Origin of the sequence: Gloeothece verrucosa PCC 7822 (assembly GCF_000147335.1) — a bacterium.
Lineage (GTDB): Bacteria > Cyanobacteriota > Cyanobacteriia > Cyanobacteriales > Microcystaceae > Gloeothece > Gloeothece verrucosa.
The window spans coordinates 217229-234245 of record NC_014501.1; the positions used below are offsets into that span (position 1 = coordinate 217229).

Here is a 17017-nt window from a genome sequence, read left to right on the forward strand (position 1 = left end):
TTACATTTTAGATATAATCTCTTGCAAAGCCGGTTTTAGCGTTGGATATTGATACTGAAAACCGATCTTTTGTGTTGCTTTTGGCAGAACTTGTTGACCTTCTAAAACCACTTTTGCTCCCTCTCCTAACAGCACTTCTAGGGCAAAACCGGGCACCGGTAACCAGGAGGGGCGCTTGATCACTTCTCCTAGGATTTGACAAAACTGATTCATTTGTACTGGATTGGGGGCTGTCCCATTAAAGGTGCCTTCTAGATCAGGTCGTTTTAAGGCTTCTAGAATCAGAGAAACTAAATCATCTCGATGTATCCAAGAAAACCACTGACGGCCTTCTCCAATGGGTCCACCAGCAAACATCTTAAAGGGAGGAATCATTTTTGCTAATGCTCCCCCATCACCTAAAACAATTCCAAAACGAATAATCACTAAGCGCACGCCGGCTTCTTTAACTTTTGCGGCTTCGGCTTCCCATTTTTGACAAACTTCGGCTAAAAAATCTGTTCCTGAAGGGCTATTTTCATCAAAGGTGGCTGTTTCGCTGGTGCCATAATAACCAATGGCGGAAGGATTAATTAATACTGACGGTTTGGCATTAGCTTTGATGATCGCTTCGACGATTTTTTGGGTTCCCAGTTGGCGGCTGTCTAAAATGGCTTGTTTATGAGCCGGTGTCCAACGCTCTGAAATGGGTTCTCCGGCTAAGTTAACCACAGCATCACAGCCAGAAATCGCCTTTTGCCACTCTCCGGATTCTGTCGCTTGATACTTTACCACCTCAAGATTAGAAAATGCGACTGCCGGAAAAACTCGTTTCGCTTTTTCGGGGTTACGAGTTAACACTAAGATTTGATCACCTTGGGCATTTAATTTTTCGACTAAGCGAGTGCCAACAAATCCTGTGGCTCCGGTAATGGCTATTTTCATTGTTACTTTACTTGTTGTTAGTTAGGAGTTTTGCTGTGTATTTTTGCCTTGGTCACTGTATCCCATCCCATTGGCCTCTGCATATCGCTGCATAAAGCGCATGAATCGTTCCCAGTGATCATCTTGGGGAATTTCAAATGTACATTCTACCCGTTTTATGTCGTCTCCTTCATCCCCCCCAAAGATAAATTTAACGGATGAGGGTTGAACGCTAATGATTCCTTCAGAGTCGATTAAACGTAAATCTCCGTAGCTTCTTTTGGTAAAACTTTGAAATTTTTCGATGGCTTTTAAGGTTTTAAAAATCATTAAAACGCTGCGAATACCTGTTTCTTTACTGCGTCGTAAACTTACATTGGCTAATTCTTCTGAAAGCCCGTCAAAAAATTCTATAGAAGGCGTTGCAGATGTCATGATAAATTTATGTTTAAATTTTTATAAAAAAGAGTTAATCATTGACAATTGAAAATTATCAATGATCAATTGTCAATTCTCTGTTAAAATCCTATTCGGCTTCCCCGCCTTGAATTTTAAGCAGTAAAAAACCCCAAGCCAGTCCCACTAAAACCAGTACAATAGATAAGATGGCTCCATTGAATAGCATACTTTCAGCAGTCATTGGTTTTTATCCTTTTAATCTCAAACATACATTATTGTTATTTTAAAGCAGTTGAGCCACATTACAAGGGAACTTGACAATGAAATCCCTACATCTAGCAGTCACATTAGGCGATCCGGCCGGCATTGGTCCAGAAGTGGTTCTTAAAGCCTTGGCTGATCCTTCAGTGGCAGAAAATTATCAGATTACTGTGGTAGGCAGTCGTGCGCTACTGATCTCTACTTATGAGCGTCTGCGCTCGCTGTCTCATCTCAAACCTGAAGACCTTGCTGAGCCGGATAGTTTATCTATTTTGGATCTGCCTTTAGAAAAAACTCTCTTGAGTCAGATTCGCTTGGGAGAAGGAAATGCCGCTAGTGGTGAGGCGAGTTTTGCTTATTTAAACGCGGCACTTGCCGGCACCTTAAACGCTCAGTTTGACGCAATTGTCACCGCTCCCATTGCTAAATATTGTTGGAAAGCGGCGGGTTATGATTATCCCGGACAAACGGAAGTTTTAGCTCAAGCGGCGGGAGTAGACAAATATGGGATGTTGTTTGTGGCGAGGTCCCCTTATACAGGTTGGGTATTGAGGACGTTATTAGCCACGACTCATATACCTTTATCTGAAGTTCCTCGCGTTCTTAACCCTGAGTTAATGACTCGGAAATTAGATTTATTGGTGGAGTGTTTAAGGACAGATTTTGGACTGAGTGAACCGAAAATTGTCATAGCTGGACTTAACCCCCATAGTGGTGAGGGGGGACAGTTGGGAACTGAGGAGAAAGAGTGGTTAATTGCTTGGTTAGAAGCTGAAAAAATTCAACGTCGAGAGGTTAAGTTGGTGGGGCCTGTTCCTCCGGATACGATGTGGGTAACGCCGGGTCAAGCTTGGTATACTCAGGGGGTTAATGCGGCGGCGGCGGATGGTTATTTGGCGTTATATCATGATCAAGGTTTAATACCGGTGAAGTTGATGGCTTTTGATCAGGCCATTAATACTACCATCGGGTTGCCGTTTGTGAGAACTTCTCCAGATCATGGAACGGCTTTTGATATTGCCGGTTTGGGGGTTGCTAAGGCGGCAAGTATGATAGAAGCGATTAAGTTAGCGGCAACTGTGACATTCTCCCGACTCCGACCTGCGGTACGGAGCGGGCTTCCTAACCTCACGATTAGGCATTTCTAGTTACTCCCATTGCTGGGCTTTCGCCACTTATCTAGAACTCGTTGGTATAAACGTATGACTACTCCCACCGTTGGTTCCCCGATAGCCCGACTGCATAGACTTTTTCCTTCCCCAGAGTCCCTGGGTAGTTTCTGCAAAGATTTTTGCGGAAAGCGTGACCTACTTACGGTCAAGTTTTTACCCAGACACCGAGAGTCAACCGATGACTCTAATTCCTGTCTGGAACCCCATAACTTGAGTTGTCAAGGTGCTGTACCGTCCCCAGAGTTTGGAGGTTCCGAATCAATGCCTACCTTTTACTCTCAATCTGGTCAGAGGTTAGCTGATAGAATGATTGTACCATACTGGTAGATCAGATGACCGAAAAAGATTTACACGTAAGAATTTCCGTCTCGGAGATGAAAAAACTTGAGCGTTACTGCAAGAGAACAAAAAGGACAAAGACAGATGTTATTGGCGAACTCGTTAGATCATTGCCCAAATCAGGGGCATCGAACCCCCTCGTTGGGCTTGAGGGGTCCATGGATGAGGGGCTGTTGCCTGGGGAAACCCCAGACATTTATAAGCCCCGTCCCGACGCTGAGCGTTCCGGTACAGCGCGGGACTTATAGCCCCTCAAACTCCCCATTAGTTAATTAATGTACTAAGCGTGGGCTAAGTTTTGGTTAACGAATTCCCAATTGATAAGTTTGCTGATAAATGTCTCGATGTAGTCAGGACGCTTGTTTTGATAATCTAAGTAGTAAGCGTGTTCCCATACATCCATAGTTAGTAGGGGAACTTGACCTGCCGTTAAGGGGTTGTCAGCGTTCGGGGTTTTGGTAACTTTTAAGGTTCCATTGTCCAGCACTAACCAAGCCCAGCCGCTACCAAATTGAGTAGCACCAGCATTTTTAAATTCTTCAACAAATTTCTCAAAGCTACCGAAATCAGCATTGATTTTATCAGCGATAGCACCGCTAGGAGTCCCGCCGCCATTGGGTTTTAGGGAATTCCAATAAAAGGTGTGATTCCACGCTTGAGCCGCATTGTTGAAAACACCTGTCTTGGAAGAATCACCGGCTATCTTTTTGATTACTTCTTCAATGGGTAATGAGTCTAATTCAGTTCCCGCCACAGCTTTATTAAAGTTATTGACATAAGCCGCGTGGTGCTTGTCGTGGTGAAACTCAAGGGTTGATTTGGAAATATAAGGCTCTAGAGCCGTGTAATCATAAGGTAATACAGGTAATTCGTATGCCATTTGTGTTCTTCCTCTGGAGATTGCTAAGTCAAAGCAAAATTTAGCTTTAAGGGAAATTCTTCAGCTTCTTGCGCCAAGAAAATTAGCAAGCTGAAATAAAACTTAACAGGATCATCTTATCGTAAAAGGGTACGCTTCCCCAAATTATCCCTCTTTAGGCAGAGTTGCTTAAAATTACTTTGACTAACTCGATAACTTCTTTAGGATTGGTGGCCAGAAACACTTTATCTCTTGACAAATTGGTAAAAAACTGTATGGCTTCTTGATGCTGAGTTAAAAGAATGACCGATTTATGATTTTTGAGGGCGAGGGCAATTTCTGATGCTGTGCCGCTTCCCATACCACAGGCAATCACTACATCAGAGGAGAGAACATTGATATTATTGCGAGCATTCCCCATATCGGTGATGATGACAAGATCTACCCCAGGTGATACGCCTTGAGGATGATCATCTGGGAGAATTCCCACTGTCAAGCCGCCTGCTGATTTTGCCCCACGACTGGCGGCATCCATGACTCCTACATTTCTCCCACCGGTTAGCAATACCCATCCTTGTTGAGCAATTAATTGCCCGAGTTGGTAAGCATAAGTTAAGTCGGTAGGTGTGGCCTGTTTTCCGGGCCCCATAATACCAATTATCGTTTTTTTCATCTTTTAACTTTGGATGAGTTAAACTATATTAATAAATTTGGTTCTACAAGGTATAGAATGCTGTTTGAAAAAGGGAACAGGGAACACCGGATCTGGGAACAATCCGACTTAAACTGATAGTAATAAGTTATAATCCTTGCGCCGTCAAGCTTTTAAGCAAAATCTAGCATACTAGAAAGTGGAGAACCATAAATTTTTTGTGTCTTTAGACATTTACAAACCTAGGTTTTTACCCGATATAATCAGGAATTAAATCGCTATACTCAAGCGGGATTTAATGTAGTATTATACAGCCAAAGAACGATGACTAAATGCTATAAAATTTGTCTGATTGGGGGAGGATTTGGCGGCTTATATACGGCTCTCTATTTGAGTCGATTTCGAGTTTTTAAAGCGGGTCTATGCCAAATTATTTTAGTGGAACCGAAAGATCACTTTCTTTTTACTCCGTTACTTTATGAATTGATTACTGGCGAATTACAAAGGTGGGAAATTGCTCCCTCTTATCAAAAATTATTGGCTTTTACGCAGATTCAATGGTGTCAACAAGCTGTAAAAAGCGTGGATTTTAAAACTCGAGTGGTGCAACTGGAAAATGAGCAACAGTTATCTTATGATTATTTAGTGTTGGCGGCAGGGAGTCAAAACCGCTTTTTAGATGTTCCGGGGTTATCCACTCACGCCTTAACCTTTAGAACCTTGGAAGATGTAGAACGTCTTCAAGGAGAAATTCATCTACTAGAGGCATCACAAAAACCTTTAATTCGCGCTACGGTGATTGGTGGGGGCCCTAATGGCGTAGAATTAGCCTGTAAATTGGCTGATCGATTAGGAAAACGAGGGCAAGTTAGTTTAATTGAAAGAGGAGAAAACATTCTTAAAGGGTTTTCTCAAGGGGTAAGAAAGGCGGCTTGGCGTTCTCTTGTCCTCAAACGGGTTAAAGTTGAATTAAATACCACTGTTGAAGCTATAGCGGCAGATTCGCTTACGTTACTTAAAAATGACCAAAAAGTTCAACTGCAACGGGATTTAGTGATTTGGGCAGCCGGAACTCAGGTAAGTGAATGGGTTCGTCATTTAGACTGTCAAAAAAATGCTCAGGGAAAATTGTTAATTTATCCGACTTTACAACTAATTGATTACCCAGAAGTTTTTGCTTTAGGAGACCTTGCCGATAGTCGTGAGGGAAAAAAATCTCACCCGGCTACAGCACAGGCGGCTTTTCAACAAGCTAGTTGTCTGGCTAAAAATATAGCGGCAATGATAGAAAATAAACCTTTAAAAGCCTTTCATTATCATCATTTAGGAGATATGTTGACTCTAGGAAGAAAGTCAGCTATCATCTCTAGTTTTTTGCTAAACGTGAACGGTAGACTAGCCGATATTCTCAGAAGATTAGTTTATATTCTTCGTTTACCGACTATGCGTCATCGCCGGCAGGTTTTACAGTCTTGGTTTTTTAAATTAACCGTCAAATGCAAACAGTTTTTCAGATGGCATTTTACTCGCATCTTAGAGCAAATTTCTCTGAGAAACTAATCTAGAGTTGGGTCATGGAGCCGAGCAGAGTCGAACTGCTGTCCAGACTGGGTATTAACCGTCCGCTCATTCACAGGCTTAGCTCTTTTAACCCTCAGAGCGGGGATCATTACTTATCCTGAATGACCAAGGAATTTCTGGTAACTCTTAGCCCAATAGCCGACCAGACGCAGCTAAAGGGAGCATCCGTTGGGGTTTACCCGTAGCCCTTAACGGAGTCAGACTACAAGTGCTCGGTCTTTGTTAAGGACTATTAAGCAGCTACAAGAGCAGACTTACGAGCGAAAGGAACAATGTTGTTCGCAGTTACTTTTTGTTTGAGCCCGGTATTATCGAGAGAAGACTCACTCTCGTCCTGAATCACAGAAAAGCTTTCGCCAACCTGTCGAAACCGTTACGGCCCCGAGTGGTTATATTCTTATTATAGTTGTAGTTTGAGAGAATGACAACTTAGCATTGACTCAGGAAAAAACGTTACAAAAGATTGAGATATTGGAGAGTTAGTCAATGGAGTTACCGCGATCGCCTTAAACTAAGTTGAGGTATTGAAACTTGATCAGCATCCATAACACTAAGCCTATGTTTCCCATTACTCGCCCTCGCCGCTTGCGTCAAACCTCTCAACTGCGCCGTATGGTGCGGGAAACGGTTTTAACGACGAATGATTTAATTTATCCTTTGTTTGCCGTACCCGGAGAGGGAGTCGCTACAGAAGTAAAATCAATGCCCGGAGTGTTTCAACTCTCGGTGGATAAAATTGTAGAAGACGCGAAAGAAGTTTATGACTTAGGGATACCTTCTATTATTCTTTTTGGTATTCCTGACACGAAAGATACTGATGCAACCGGTGCCTGGCACGACTGCGGCATTGTACAAAAGGCAGCCACCGCCGTAAAAGAGGCTGTCCCGGATTTAATTGTGATTGCTGATACCTGTCTGTGTGAATATACCAGTCATGGTCACTGTGGTTATTTAGAAGTAGGAGACTTAACCGGGCGGGTACTCAATGACCCTACCCTAGAGTTACTCAAAAAAACCGCCGTCTCTCAAGCTAAAGCCGGGGCTGATATTATTGCGCCTTCGGGAATGATGGATGGTTTTGTGAGTGCTATTCGTCAAGGTTTAGATGAGGCGGGTTTTGAAGATACTCCGATTCTTTCCTATGCGGCTAAATATGCCTCTGCCTATTATGGACCCTTCCGAGATGCGGCTGAGTCTTCCCCTCAATTTGGTGACCGCCGCACCTACCAAATGGACCCCGGCAATGCCAGAGAGGCCCTCAAAGAGGTACAGTTAGACGTGGAAGAAGGGGCGGATATGTTGATGGTTAAACCGGCCTTGTCTTATATGGATATTATCTGGCGGGTGAAAGAAATTACTGATTTACCCGTTGCCGCTTACAACGTCTCTGGAGAATATGCCATGATTAAAGCGGCTGCCCTGAATGGCTGGATTGATGAAAAACGGGTTACTTTAGAAACCTTAACCAGTTTCAAACGAGCCGGGGCTGATTTAATCTTGACTTATCATGCCAAAGATGCGGCTCGCTGGCTACAAGAGCAAGATTAATTTTCTTGTGTCCTCGGAAAACTTGGCAGTATACTAACTAAGCCCGTCTATGCGGGCTTGCCCCATCAAAAAGGTTATTTTATTATTCTTGCTGTAATTATAGTTTAAAATTATAGATTATGTACCGATTAGCCGCGCAAAATTTATATCCTGAGTGTATCTTTCTAAACTTAGAAGCCATACCTAAAGGACAACACCAGTTTGACCTCTATGCGAGTCTCGACTTTAATGAGCAGTGGAAGTCTTTATTAAACGGTCAAATCAAGTTTGGATTAAAGGGCGGTAAACTGAGCTTAAAACTAGATGACACCGCGATGGCAATTAGTGACGCTAATTTTGGTGAGGCTTTTACGGTTACTTCCCAATTTACCCCCAATCATTCTAGTTGGACCCTGACACTCAAAACCAGTCAATGGGTTTTTAAAGGCTCCCTCTCACAAGTTAAATTGGGAACTATCACCGTGAGTGAATTGCCCTCTCATCTGACAGCCCTTTTTGAGGTTTACCCTTCGGATATTTCCATTACTGATGCAGAGGGACTATGGAAACATGATATTAGCCCCAATAAACACGGGGTATTAGAAAGAAAACTCGCCTTATTTTTGTGGGAGAGAAGATTTACTCCCTATATGAGTTGGGTTCAATTGGCCTCTGATGAAAAGCAAATAGAAAAAGAAATTGCTCAGAGGAATGAAAACGCCATTACCCCAGAAAGTCTTGCTGAACTACAAGAGATTATCCGCCTAGTTTATGAGGCAAAAACCAACGATTTACGCGAATTAGCCCAAATAGCCGGATTACATCCTTTACAAGATTTTGCTGGCGGCAATTTACTGGCCGGAGAGTTAAGCGGCGTTCAATTGGGTGGGGCTAACCTATACCATATCAACTTACGGGGTGCCGTTTTAACGGATGCTGACTTTGGAGAGGCAGACCTTAATCATGCTAAACTCACGGGTGTTGATTTAAGCGGCGCTTATTTAGGTAATGCTAATTTAAGTTATAGCAACCTTCATAAATCTAGTTTAGCCCTAGCTAACTTGATCGGGGCTGACCTACGAGGAGCTAATTTAAAAGAAGCTAACCTCTCTCAAGCTAATTTAAGCGGGGCCAAGGTAGAAGCGGCTTTGTTTGCTGAAAATTTAGGCATGACTGAAGAAATGAAAGAAAGTTTACTAGCTAGAGGGGCTATTATCTCCTAACTCATCGCTCTTGACTAACCGCCTTTTCTCCCACACTTGATGAGGTTTGTAACAACCCTTACTCAATTTTTCACAGGCTTATGTTATGCTAGATGGGGATAAGGGCACGTAGCTCAGGGGATAGAGCACCAGATTCCGGTTCTGGGTGTCGGGGGTTCAAATCCCTCCGTGCTCGTTAGGTTTGATGCCGCGCTAAGACGCAAAAGACCCCTAAGAGGTTGTCTGTTAGGAATCGGGATTTTTTATGCTACCATTACTGACTATTCCTGAGCCGCTTTATGTATCTGAAAAAGGCTCTTTTGCTTATTATACTTTTACTCACCGATTACCAACTATTATTGAAAGGGTTATTGCAGAAAATCGTTTTTACGATTCGGTTGTAGAAAGGTTGGAGGGGTTATCTGAGGAGATTTTAACGGGGTTAATTCGTGAGATTAAGAATGATCAGGGCGCGGATGTTTCGGCTTGGTATGAGTATGTTAAACCTTATTTAGGAAAGAGGTTTATTGATACTCCTTTTTATTTTGCTGAAGCCTATTTTTATCGCCGCATTTTGGAAGCAACTGAGTATTTTTTGAGTCCTGAATCTGACAAAATTGATCCTTTTTATCCGCAAAAATATGGCAGTTTAGGGTCGGCCATGAATGAGGTTTCTCGCATGGCTCAACAAGTTAATGAGTTCAAAGTTTCTGCTAAAAGGGAGAATCAATGGCAATTTATTATTAATTTACTCGTTTTTAATTTATGGGGAAATCGTGCTGATTTAAGTCTGCGACCTACTGAAGCCGGACAATTTGAACATCAGGAAACTAATCAAGCGTTTCATCGTATTTTATTAAATGATTCTCGGGAAATAGCTGATAAGTTAAATAACGCTAAATTTGAGCGGCTTGATTTTATTGTTGATAATGCGGGTTTGGAATTAATTTCTGATTTGTTTTTAATGGATTTCCTGCTCGATTATAAAATCACCCAAAAAGTTTATATTCATCTTAAAGCTTATCCGACTTTTGTATCAGATGCAACGGTAAAAGATGTACAATTAACCTTGGATTTTCTAGCGGACTATCCTAATCAGGATGTTAAAAAATTGGCTCATCGTCTGCAAGCCTATAAAGAGAATCAAAGGTTACAGCTTTTTGACGATTTTTTCTGGACATCTCCCCGGTTTTTTTGGGATATGCCTGAGCCATTGCGAGAAAATTTAGCTCAATCCGATTTAGTGTTTATTAAAGGTGACGCGAATTATCGCCGCTTAGTGGGAGATTGCCATTGGAATAAAACCAGTTCATTTAATGATATTGTCTGTTATTTTCCTACTGCTTTAGTGAGTTTACGAACGCTTAAATCAGAGGTAATTGTTGGCCTATCTCATGAACAAATACAAGCCGCTAGTGAAGAAGATCCCCATTGGTTGACTAATGGCAATTGGGGAATAATTCAGTTATTTGAAGCAGAAAAAATGAGAAAATTGCCCGATTAAAACAATTAACCTTCCTCTTGCGTCATCACCCTCAATCGGACTATCCGTTCACCGGCTTCATCCAAATTAACCTCAATCACTTCACTGGTGAGGAGTTCAAGACAAGATAATAAAGACCGTAAATGAGGGTTACTGGCCCCTGTATCTACATATAATCGATCAGCAAGACTTCCCAAACGTTTCCACGTGGTGTAGAGTTTGCCGACAGTTTGTTCTAATTGGGTCGCAACTTTAACTAAATCTGCGGCCGTACTTAAACAGTCCAGGCGTAAGGCTTCTTCTAAAGCCATTTCCACATCAACAGCGCCCTTTTTAAGGGTTTGCACTTGCGCGGCGGCATCTAAATATTTTGATAAACTTCTGGCCGAAGAGGTTAACAGTTTGACGGTATCAACATCGGGTTTTTCAGAAATTTCTTTTTGGAGCGGTTCTAGATGAGAATCGGGTAATTTCTCCATTTCTTTAACTAAGGGAGCAAGATGACGGGGCGGCAAAAGCCCGGACTGTGCTTTCTCTTTTACTTCTTCGGGTAAGAGGTCTGAACTCATCGCTGTCCACTCATCAGCAATTTGCTTGACTTCCCGCCGCGTAATGCGATCTCCCTGTTGGGCAGCTTCACTGACTAATTTTTGCACTTCTGGCACAGCTTTAGCGGTTTCTACAAAGGCGCGTTTACTAAAATTGTTGATCGCTTCTGCACTCAGTTGTCCTTCTGCTAGAAGAGTATCTGCACTATTAGCCAGTCCAATTAAGGCATAAGCTTGACTTTTGGTAATTTCTCGTAGCTTTAACCAATTGAGAAAGCCGCTTCCTCGTCCATCTCCTCCTTGTTTTTCTCGGTCCCGGATGGCTCTTAAAACGCGCCCTCGCCAAATATCGGTTTGCAGATCGTAGCGATCGCAGACTTTCCACACGGCATCGAGTTGTTGTTGAAATTCACTGTCTTGAATCTCCTCATCCTCTGGATCGGGCAGTTGGAAGGAAAAATCGGCAGGTGTTTCAAAAGCCGCAACAATCTCATCAGGAGAGGGAGCATTAGCAACCATAGTCAAGTTTAAATAGTCATACTGTCGGACCTTCCATCATACCACTGCCTAGACTGTCGGGTTTGCGATCATCGACTTTTCAGGCTTCATCAGCTTAATTATTTCTCTAGATAGAAGCAAAAATCTAAAAAGCCGAATACTATTAAGAAGTTAAACCAAGCTAAACAGACAATCTATATTGCCTATTAGTGAAACTCACAATCATGATGATTTTAGGTTTCATTGGTTTTAAACTTTGCCTAAAATATTTTTTCATAACTTAATCCCATTTTTAGTTAACTAGCCAACGGATAATTTTTTTTAAGAGTTAGGAGAAAAAAACATGAGTATTGAAGACAGAGTAGATGCAACTGTTAAAAATATTGATGGGAAACTGCAAGAAGCATTAGGAGAAATCACAGGCGACCCAAAAGCGAAAACTGAAGGAAAGGCTAAACAAATGGAAGCTGAAATCCAGCATTCAGTAGAAAATTTAAAAGATGAAATCAAGCAAGCAATTAATTAGTTTCATGCTATAATTTAATTGTTTTAGATCCCTTTGCTATTTAAAAAGATAGGGAAGCCTCCGGGCTTTCTTTCTTTTTTTATAAGCTTATAGCAAGGGAGCATCCCTATGGAAGCTTTTAACTCATGTTGTCATCGTGATCGTGATCTTTTGCAGCCTTCTTTTAGAGGGAAAGTTATTGGCGGCTAAAGTCGACTCGCCGCTATTCCCCTATAGACTCCGCAAAAAATTTGTAAATCTTATTTTTAGTGGATGTTTTCCCCAATAGCCTCCCATAGTTTCCACAAACTTTACCTTAGTTTTCCACAATTTACCCAGACTTTTCCACAGGCAAAGACTCTCAATAGCACTTTTGACGACCTCTGAGACAATTTTGTGGAATTTGCTCAGGAGATCATCAACACTGAGTTTAGGTAAAGATATGTAACAAAAATAAGGTTATAATGCTGATGCGTCCGTAAATCTTGAAATTAGCTAAAGAAATTTGTAACATTCCGTAGCATTGACAACCCTCCCCCCTGATAGCAGACAATAGTCATCACATTGCTAGATCTTGCCTAAAGCTGGACCTACATAAATAGGAATAAAAAACCAGCAAGGGGTTTCTTGAACTATATCGAGGTAATTATGAACACATCAGTCAGCATTTTGGCAGAAATCCCTGAAGAAATACACGAATCACTCAAACACTACTTAGAAACTCACCCCAATTGGGATCAAGACCGAGTTTTTGCTGCGGCCTTATCCTTATTTTTGCTGCAAAATGAAAGTCAGAAGACTCCTCAATCGTCCTATTTTTATCGCGCCTGTGCTAGGGTTTATTTAGAAACTTTGTTTCAACAAACTGACGAGGGTTGAAAGACCTCCTGCTCCCACAGTGATTAATAGTAGGGAGAGTGTTATCAATTGCTCAGCTTAGTTGTAACCTTTTCCAGTCCTTAGTCATTATTCAGTTGTTCCCTGTTCCCTACTCCCTAATTATGGCCAAAGGCAATTCAAGCGAAATAATTATTCCCCAACTGATTATAGGATTAGGCAATCCTGAACAAAAATACGAAAAAACTCGGCATAATATTGGTTTTGAAGCTGTTGATGTTTTAGCGAAATCCTGGCAATTATCTTGGCAGCAAAACAAACGTTTTCAGGGCTTATTTACCGAGGGCATGGGGGCAAGTGACAAAAAAATTCGTTTACTTAAACCTTTAACTTATATGAATCGGTCAGGGGAATCTGTACGGGCCGTCCTAGATTGGTATAAATTACCCCCTGAGTCAATATTAGTTATTTATGATGATATGGATTTACCTTTAGGGCGAATTCGATTACGTCTTTCGGGTTCTGCGGGTGGGCATAATGGTATAAAATCCATTATCTCTCATGTGGGTAGTCAAGACTTTCCTCGACTACGCATAGGCATTGGGAAATCTAATGGCAAAAAAGAGACAATTTCTCATGTATTAGGGCGTTTTTCTGCTGATGAAACCGAAGTAATCGCTAAAATCCTTCAGTTGGTAGAACAGACCGTTAAAACCAGTATGAAAGAAGGCATCGAAAAAGCCATGAGTCTTTATAATAATCGCGTCATAGAAACTCCGGTATTTGAAAATCTTTAATCAGTGGTGGGGGATGCTCCCCTATTGCTTAGGGTGAATTTTTGCTCAACTTTGTAGACGCTTCTGTAAAAAGTTTTAACATCAATAGGTAAAAAGCAAAACTGAAGGTGTAGTTAAATAAAGCCCTAACCAAATGAGGAGAAAGAAAAAGATGAATAACAACACTTTAACTCTAATGGCTATTAGTGGAGCAATGCTTACCTCTGTCCTATTCGCTCCTATGGGAATCGCACAAACTGATAAAGTAGAGTTTATCTGTAAAGCAAGCTACGATCAGCAAACGAATCAACCTTTACCGACAACTTTTGTCTGGTATGAGGGGCAAAAACGAGCCTTAATTCGTTGGGAAAAGCAACTAGGAGGAAAAACACCCCTAGAACGCTGCACGGCTATTACACAACGCTTTCAAGAAGCTTATAATAACGGTTCCTTAAGCTTTTTGACCAATGGCATCATGAACAATCAACCGGTCATTTGCACGGCTAAAGAATATGGCGGAAATTGCATTACTCTATTGATGACTCTACGTCCTCAAGACAATTCATTAGACATCCTCAACAGTTTAGCCGATGCGTTAAGTGGTCGTGGGGTAGGTCCTGTCCGTCATAGCAGTGGGACTCCTCAACGCTACTATGAAATTAACCTCCAAGAAGCCCTTAACAAAGCCCCAGTTTCTCAAGATTAATTCTCTTAGGCTGCACATTTTATATTGATCATGAATTTCCTAACTAAGCCTATTAAACTCCCTCTCATTGCCACCTTAACGGGCTTAATTCTGCTTCCTACTCCTGTGGTTTTAGCATTAACTCCGATAGCCGAAATGAGAGGAAAAATTGCCCAACTCTCCTCCGAATCCCTGCAAAAAATCGCCCAAGAAATTACCGTTCAAGTCTTAGTCAAAGATACTCGAGGGACAGGCTTTATTGTCGCCAAAAAAGATAATACCTATACGGTTGTTACCAATGCTCATGTGGTTAGCAGAGGTCAACCTTATCGGATTCAAACCTCGGATGGTCAAATCTATCAAGCTACCCTAAAAACTCAAGGAGATTCATTTAAAGGCTATGATTTGGCAGTCCTTGAATTTCAAAGTAGCAAGAATTATCCCGTAGCGGCCATCGATAATTCAGGTAACCTCAAAAATAATCAAGAAGTATTCGCGGTTGGGTTTCCTGTGGAAAGTAATCAGTTAACTGTCATTAAAGGGAATATTGCTTTAGTATCAGAAAAACCCTTAGCTGGAGGATATCAAATCGGATTTAATGCTCAAACGCTTCAGGGAATGAGTGGAGGAGCTTTATTAAATACAGAGGGCAAAGTGATAGGGGTGATTGGTATGGGAAATTTAGCGATTTTAGACCGTGCCTATACTTATAAAGATGGAACGACCCCAGATGAAGCCATTGTCACCCAGATGCGGCAATTAAGTTTTGCAGTTCCTATTGCTAACTTAGCCGACATGGAGGACAATAAAGCCGCTAACTATAGCGGAAAAGTTGCCGAAATTGATAAAATTGCTCAACAAGTTACCGTCAGGATAGATTCTCTAAAAAGCGGTAATGGTTCTGGGGTAATAATTGCTAAAGAAGGGAATACTTATTCGGTTTTAACGGCGGCTCATGTGGTACAAAATCCGGATAATTATCAAGTCATTACTCCTGATGCTAAAGGATATCCTATTACAACCAATGCCATTCAGATTATAGAAGGAGTGGATTTAGCTGTCGTTCAGTTTCAATCCCAACAAAATTATCAAGTTGCTACATTAGGAAATTATCAAATCAGTTTGTTTAAATTTGAAGAAGAAGACATCGCCCGCGTTTTTGTTTGTGGGTTTCCCGCCTCAAAAACGGGAATAGTTAAACGATTGTTGAGTTATGGTCAATTTGTTCGTGCCGATTTATTGGGCAGTCTTTTAGGAAGAGATGTCTATTCTTTTGAGAATGGCTATAATATGATTTATACCAATCTTTCCTATGGAGGAATGAGCGGCGGCCCAGTCTTTGATCTCTCGGGGCAAGTTATAGGAATTAATACCGCGTCGGATAGTGAATATAGAAATGATGAGTCGGGTGAAGTGGTAGAAATTCCTCTCGGATTTAGTTTAGGAATTTCTATTAATACCTTTTTGAGTTTGGTTAATAAAACCCCTATAAACCCCGCAAGTTTACAAGTAAAAACCTCTCCTCCTCCCACTCTAACGCAATCAGAACAAGACGCTTTTTATAGTCAATTTATTTTAAATTCTCCGCCCGCTAAGGCTAACTCATTAGATTGGCTTATTTATGGTTTGGAAGTTTTGCGCTTAAATAAACCCCAAGAGGCTTTAAAAGCCATTGATAAAGCTATTAGTTTAAAGCCAGATTTTGATTTAGCTTACTATGCAAAGGGCTTGGCTTTGGCCTTTACAGAACAAAAATTTGAACAAGCTTTAGTTCAGTTTGATAAAGCCACTCAACTCAACCCCCAATTAGAGCAAGCTTGGCGTTGGAAAAGCATTTCTCTTGCTAATTTAGATAGACATTCCGAATCTTTAGCGGCTATTGATCAATCAATTAAATTACGCCCTAAAGATATATTGCTGTATCAATTTAGACTTTTTGTTCTGTTTAATTTAGAAAATTACTCAGAAGCCTTAAAAACCGTTACCCAAATGCTGGCGCTTAAAGAAAATAATCCTAATGGCTATTTTTGGCGCGGCTTGATATATTTTCAACAAAAAGACTATCAAAATTCCCTTAAAGATTTGTCAAAAGCGATTGAAATTAACCCGAATTATGCAGAAGCTTATGGGATAAGAGGGGGAGTTTATCGAGAGTTACAAGATTATCAAAAAGCCATTACAGATTACAATAAAGCGATTGAAATTCAACCGGACTGGGTAGAGGCTTATAATGGACGAGGTAGCGCTTATATCGTTTTACAAGAACCCCAAAAAGCTTTTACAGATTTTTCTAAATCTCTTGAAATTAAACAAAATAATCCTGATGCTTATCTCGGGTTAGGAATTTTCTATATCGCTCAAAAAAACTATGAAAAAGGCATGGATTATTTGTCAAAAACGCTTGAGTTAAAGCCAGATTATGCAGAAGCTTATGTGATTCGAGGGAAAATTTATGTCGGTTTAGAACAGTATCAAAAAGCCATTACTGATTATTCAAAAGCACTTGAAATACAACAGAATAATGCTGAAGCGTACGCCGAACGAGGAGCCGCTTATATTTATCTTAAAGACTACCCAAAAGCTATTACAGATTTATCTAAAGCCGTTGAACTAAACTCGAATTATGCTGATGCTTATATGGCACGCGGTGCAGTTTATCTAGTTTTGCAAGAGGCACAAAAAGCTCAAGGAGATTTACAAAAAGCCGCCCAACTCTATCAAGAACAAGGCAATACACAAATGTATGAAAAAGTCCAGCAAGCTTTACAAAATTTGACTAAGACTCCCTAA

At 41.1% G+C, this 17017-nt stretch carries 16 protein-coding genes, 1 tRNA gene and 1 other RNA gene; 11 read left to right on the forward strand and 7 right to left on the reverse strand.

Annotation, left to right across the window (positions count from 1 at the left end; translation table 11 throughout):
* The 3 genes from thyD to petM all read right to left on the reverse strand — a co-directional run bounded on the left by thyD (position 1) and on the right by petM (position 1543).
* Positions 1 to 924 (reverse strand): thylakoid membrane protein ThyD, encoded by a 924-nt coding sequence (gene thyD, locus CYAN7822_RS00920; RefSeq protein WP_013320353.1) that lies wholly within the window; start codon positions 922 to 924, stop codon positions 1 to 3.
* A 21-nt stretch (positions 925 to 945) separates the two neighbouring features.
* The gene (gene psb28, locus CYAN7822_RS00925; protein ID WP_013320354.1) at positions 946 to 1338 is read right to left on the reverse strand and encodes a photosystem II reaction center protein Psb28; all 393 of its coding nucleotides are present in this window, start codon (positions 1336 to 1338) and stop codon (positions 946 to 948) included.
* 91 nt (positions 1339 to 1429) lie between these two features.
* Positions 1430 to 1543 carry a cytochrome b6-f complex subunit PetM gene (petM, locus tag CYAN7822_RS00930; protein WP_013320355.1) on the reverse strand — a complete coding sequence of 38 codons (114 nt, stop codon included), beginning with the start codon at positions 1541 to 1543 and terminating at the stop codon, positions 1430 to 1432.
* 79 nt (positions 1544 to 1622) lie between these two features.
* Here petM and pdxA point away from each other — a divergent pair, with 79 nt between their 5' ends.
* Positions 1623 to 2711 carry a 4-hydroxythreonine-4-phosphate dehydrogenase PdxA gene (gene pdxA, locus CYAN7822_RS00935; RefSeq protein ID WP_013320356.1) on the forward strand — a complete coding sequence of 363 codons (1089 nt, stop codon included), beginning with the start codon at positions 1623 to 1625 and terminating at the stop codon, positions 2709 to 2711.
* A 643-nt stretch (positions 2712 to 3354) separates the two neighbouring features.
* Here pdxA and CYAN7822_RS00945 read toward each other — a convergent pair.
* Together CYAN7822_RS00945 and CYAN7822_RS00950 are read right to left on the reverse strand one after the other, a co-directional pair.
* The gene (locus CYAN7822_RS00945; protein WP_013320358.1) at positions 3355 to 3954 is read right to left on the reverse strand and encodes a superoxide dismutase; all 600 of its coding nucleotides are present in this window, start codon (positions 3952 to 3954) and stop codon (positions 3355 to 3357) included.
* Between the two features lie 154 nt (positions 3955 to 4108).
* A complete protein-coding gene (locus CYAN7822_RS00950) occupies positions 4109 to 4606 on the reverse strand; it encodes a TIGR00725 family protein (RefSeq protein WP_013320359.1) in 498 nt (165 codons plus the stop codon).
* A 303-nt stretch (positions 4607 to 4909) separates the two neighbouring features.
* On the opposite strand from CYAN7822_RS00950, the gene CYAN7822_RS00955 reads away from it, so the two are divergent.
* Positions 4910 to 6145: an NAD(P)/FAD-dependent oxidoreductase gene (locus CYAN7822_RS00955; protein ID WP_013320360.1), complete on the forward strand. Its 1236-nt coding sequence runs from the start codon at positions 4910 to 4912 to the stop codon at positions 6143 to 6145.
* Positions 6146 to 6157: 12 nt separating this feature from the next.
* Here CYAN7822_RS00955 and ssrA read toward each other — a convergent pair.
* Positions 6158 to 6549, reverse strand: a transfer-messenger RNA (tmRNA) gene (gene ssrA, locus CYAN7822_RS35245).
* Between the two features lie 175 nt (positions 6550 to 6724).
* On the opposite strand from ssrA, the gene hemB reads away from it, so the two are divergent.
* From hemB to CYAN7822_RS00975, 4 genes are all read left to right on the forward strand, one after another.
* On the forward strand, positions 6725 to 7714 hold the full coding sequence (gene hemB, locus CYAN7822_RS00960) for a porphobilinogen synthase (RefSeq protein WP_013320361.1): 990 nt from the start codon (positions 6725 to 6727) through the stop codon (positions 7712 to 7714).
* Positions 7715 to 7833: 119 nt separating this feature from the next.
* Positions 7834 to 8916, forward strand: a complete 1083-nt coding sequence (locus CYAN7822_RS00965) for a pentapeptide repeat-containing protein (protein ID WP_013320362.1) — start codon at positions 7834 to 7836, stop codon at positions 8914 to 8916.
* A gap of 102 nt (positions 8917 to 9018) precedes the next feature.
* Positions 9019 to 9091, forward strand: a tRNA-Arg gene (locus CYAN7822_RS00970).
* 69 nt (positions 9092 to 9160) lie between these two features.
* Positions 9161 to 10399 (forward strand): damage-control phosphatase ARMT1 family protein, encoded by a 1239-nt coding sequence (locus CYAN7822_RS00975; protein ID WP_013320363.1) that lies wholly within the window; start codon positions 9161 to 9163, stop codon positions 10397 to 10399.
* A 5-nt stretch (positions 10400 to 10404) separates the two neighbouring features.
* Here the strand turns inward: CYAN7822_RS00975 and CYAN7822_RS00980 are convergent, their stop codons facing one another.
* Positions 10405 to 11445 carry a hypothetical protein gene (locus CYAN7822_RS00980; RefSeq protein WP_013320364.1) on the reverse strand — a complete coding sequence of 347 codons (1041 nt, stop codon included), beginning with the start codon at positions 11443 to 11445 and terminating at the stop codon, positions 10405 to 10407.
* A 322-nt stretch (positions 11446 to 11767) separates the two neighbouring features.
* Here CYAN7822_RS00980 and CYAN7822_RS00985 point away from each other — a divergent pair, with 322 nt between their 5' ends.
* The 5 genes from CYAN7822_RS00985 (at position 11768) to CYAN7822_RS01005 (ending at position 17017) form a co-directional block, all read left to right on the forward strand.
* Positions 11768 to 11950, forward strand: coding sequence for a CsbD family protein (locus CYAN7822_RS00985; protein ID WP_013320365.1), 183 nt, complete (start codon positions 11768 to 11770; stop codon positions 11948 to 11950).
* Between the two features lie 627 nt (positions 11951 to 12577).
* Entirely contained in the window at positions 12578 to 12808 is a 231-nt protein-coding gene (locus tag CYAN7822_RS00990) for a DUF2811 domain-containing protein (protein ID WP_013320366.1), read from the forward strand.
* 122 nt (positions 12809 to 12930) lie between these two features.
* Positions 12931 to 13563 carry an aminoacyl-tRNA hydrolase gene (gene pth, locus CYAN7822_RS00995; RefSeq protein ID WP_013320367.1) on the forward strand — a complete coding sequence of 211 codons (633 nt, stop codon included), beginning with the start codon at positions 12931 to 12933 and terminating at the stop codon, positions 13561 to 13563.
* Between the two features lie 151 nt (positions 13564 to 13714).
* Positions 13715 to 14248 carry a COP23 domain-containing protein gene (locus CYAN7822_RS01000; protein ID WP_013320368.1) on the forward strand — a complete coding sequence of 178 codons (534 nt, stop codon included), beginning with the start codon at positions 13715 to 13717 and terminating at the stop codon, positions 14246 to 14248.
* 30 nt (positions 14249 to 14278) lie between these two features.
* Entirely contained in the window at positions 14279 to 17017 is a 2739-nt protein-coding gene (locus CYAN7822_RS01005) for a serine protease (protein ID WP_013320369.1), read from the forward strand.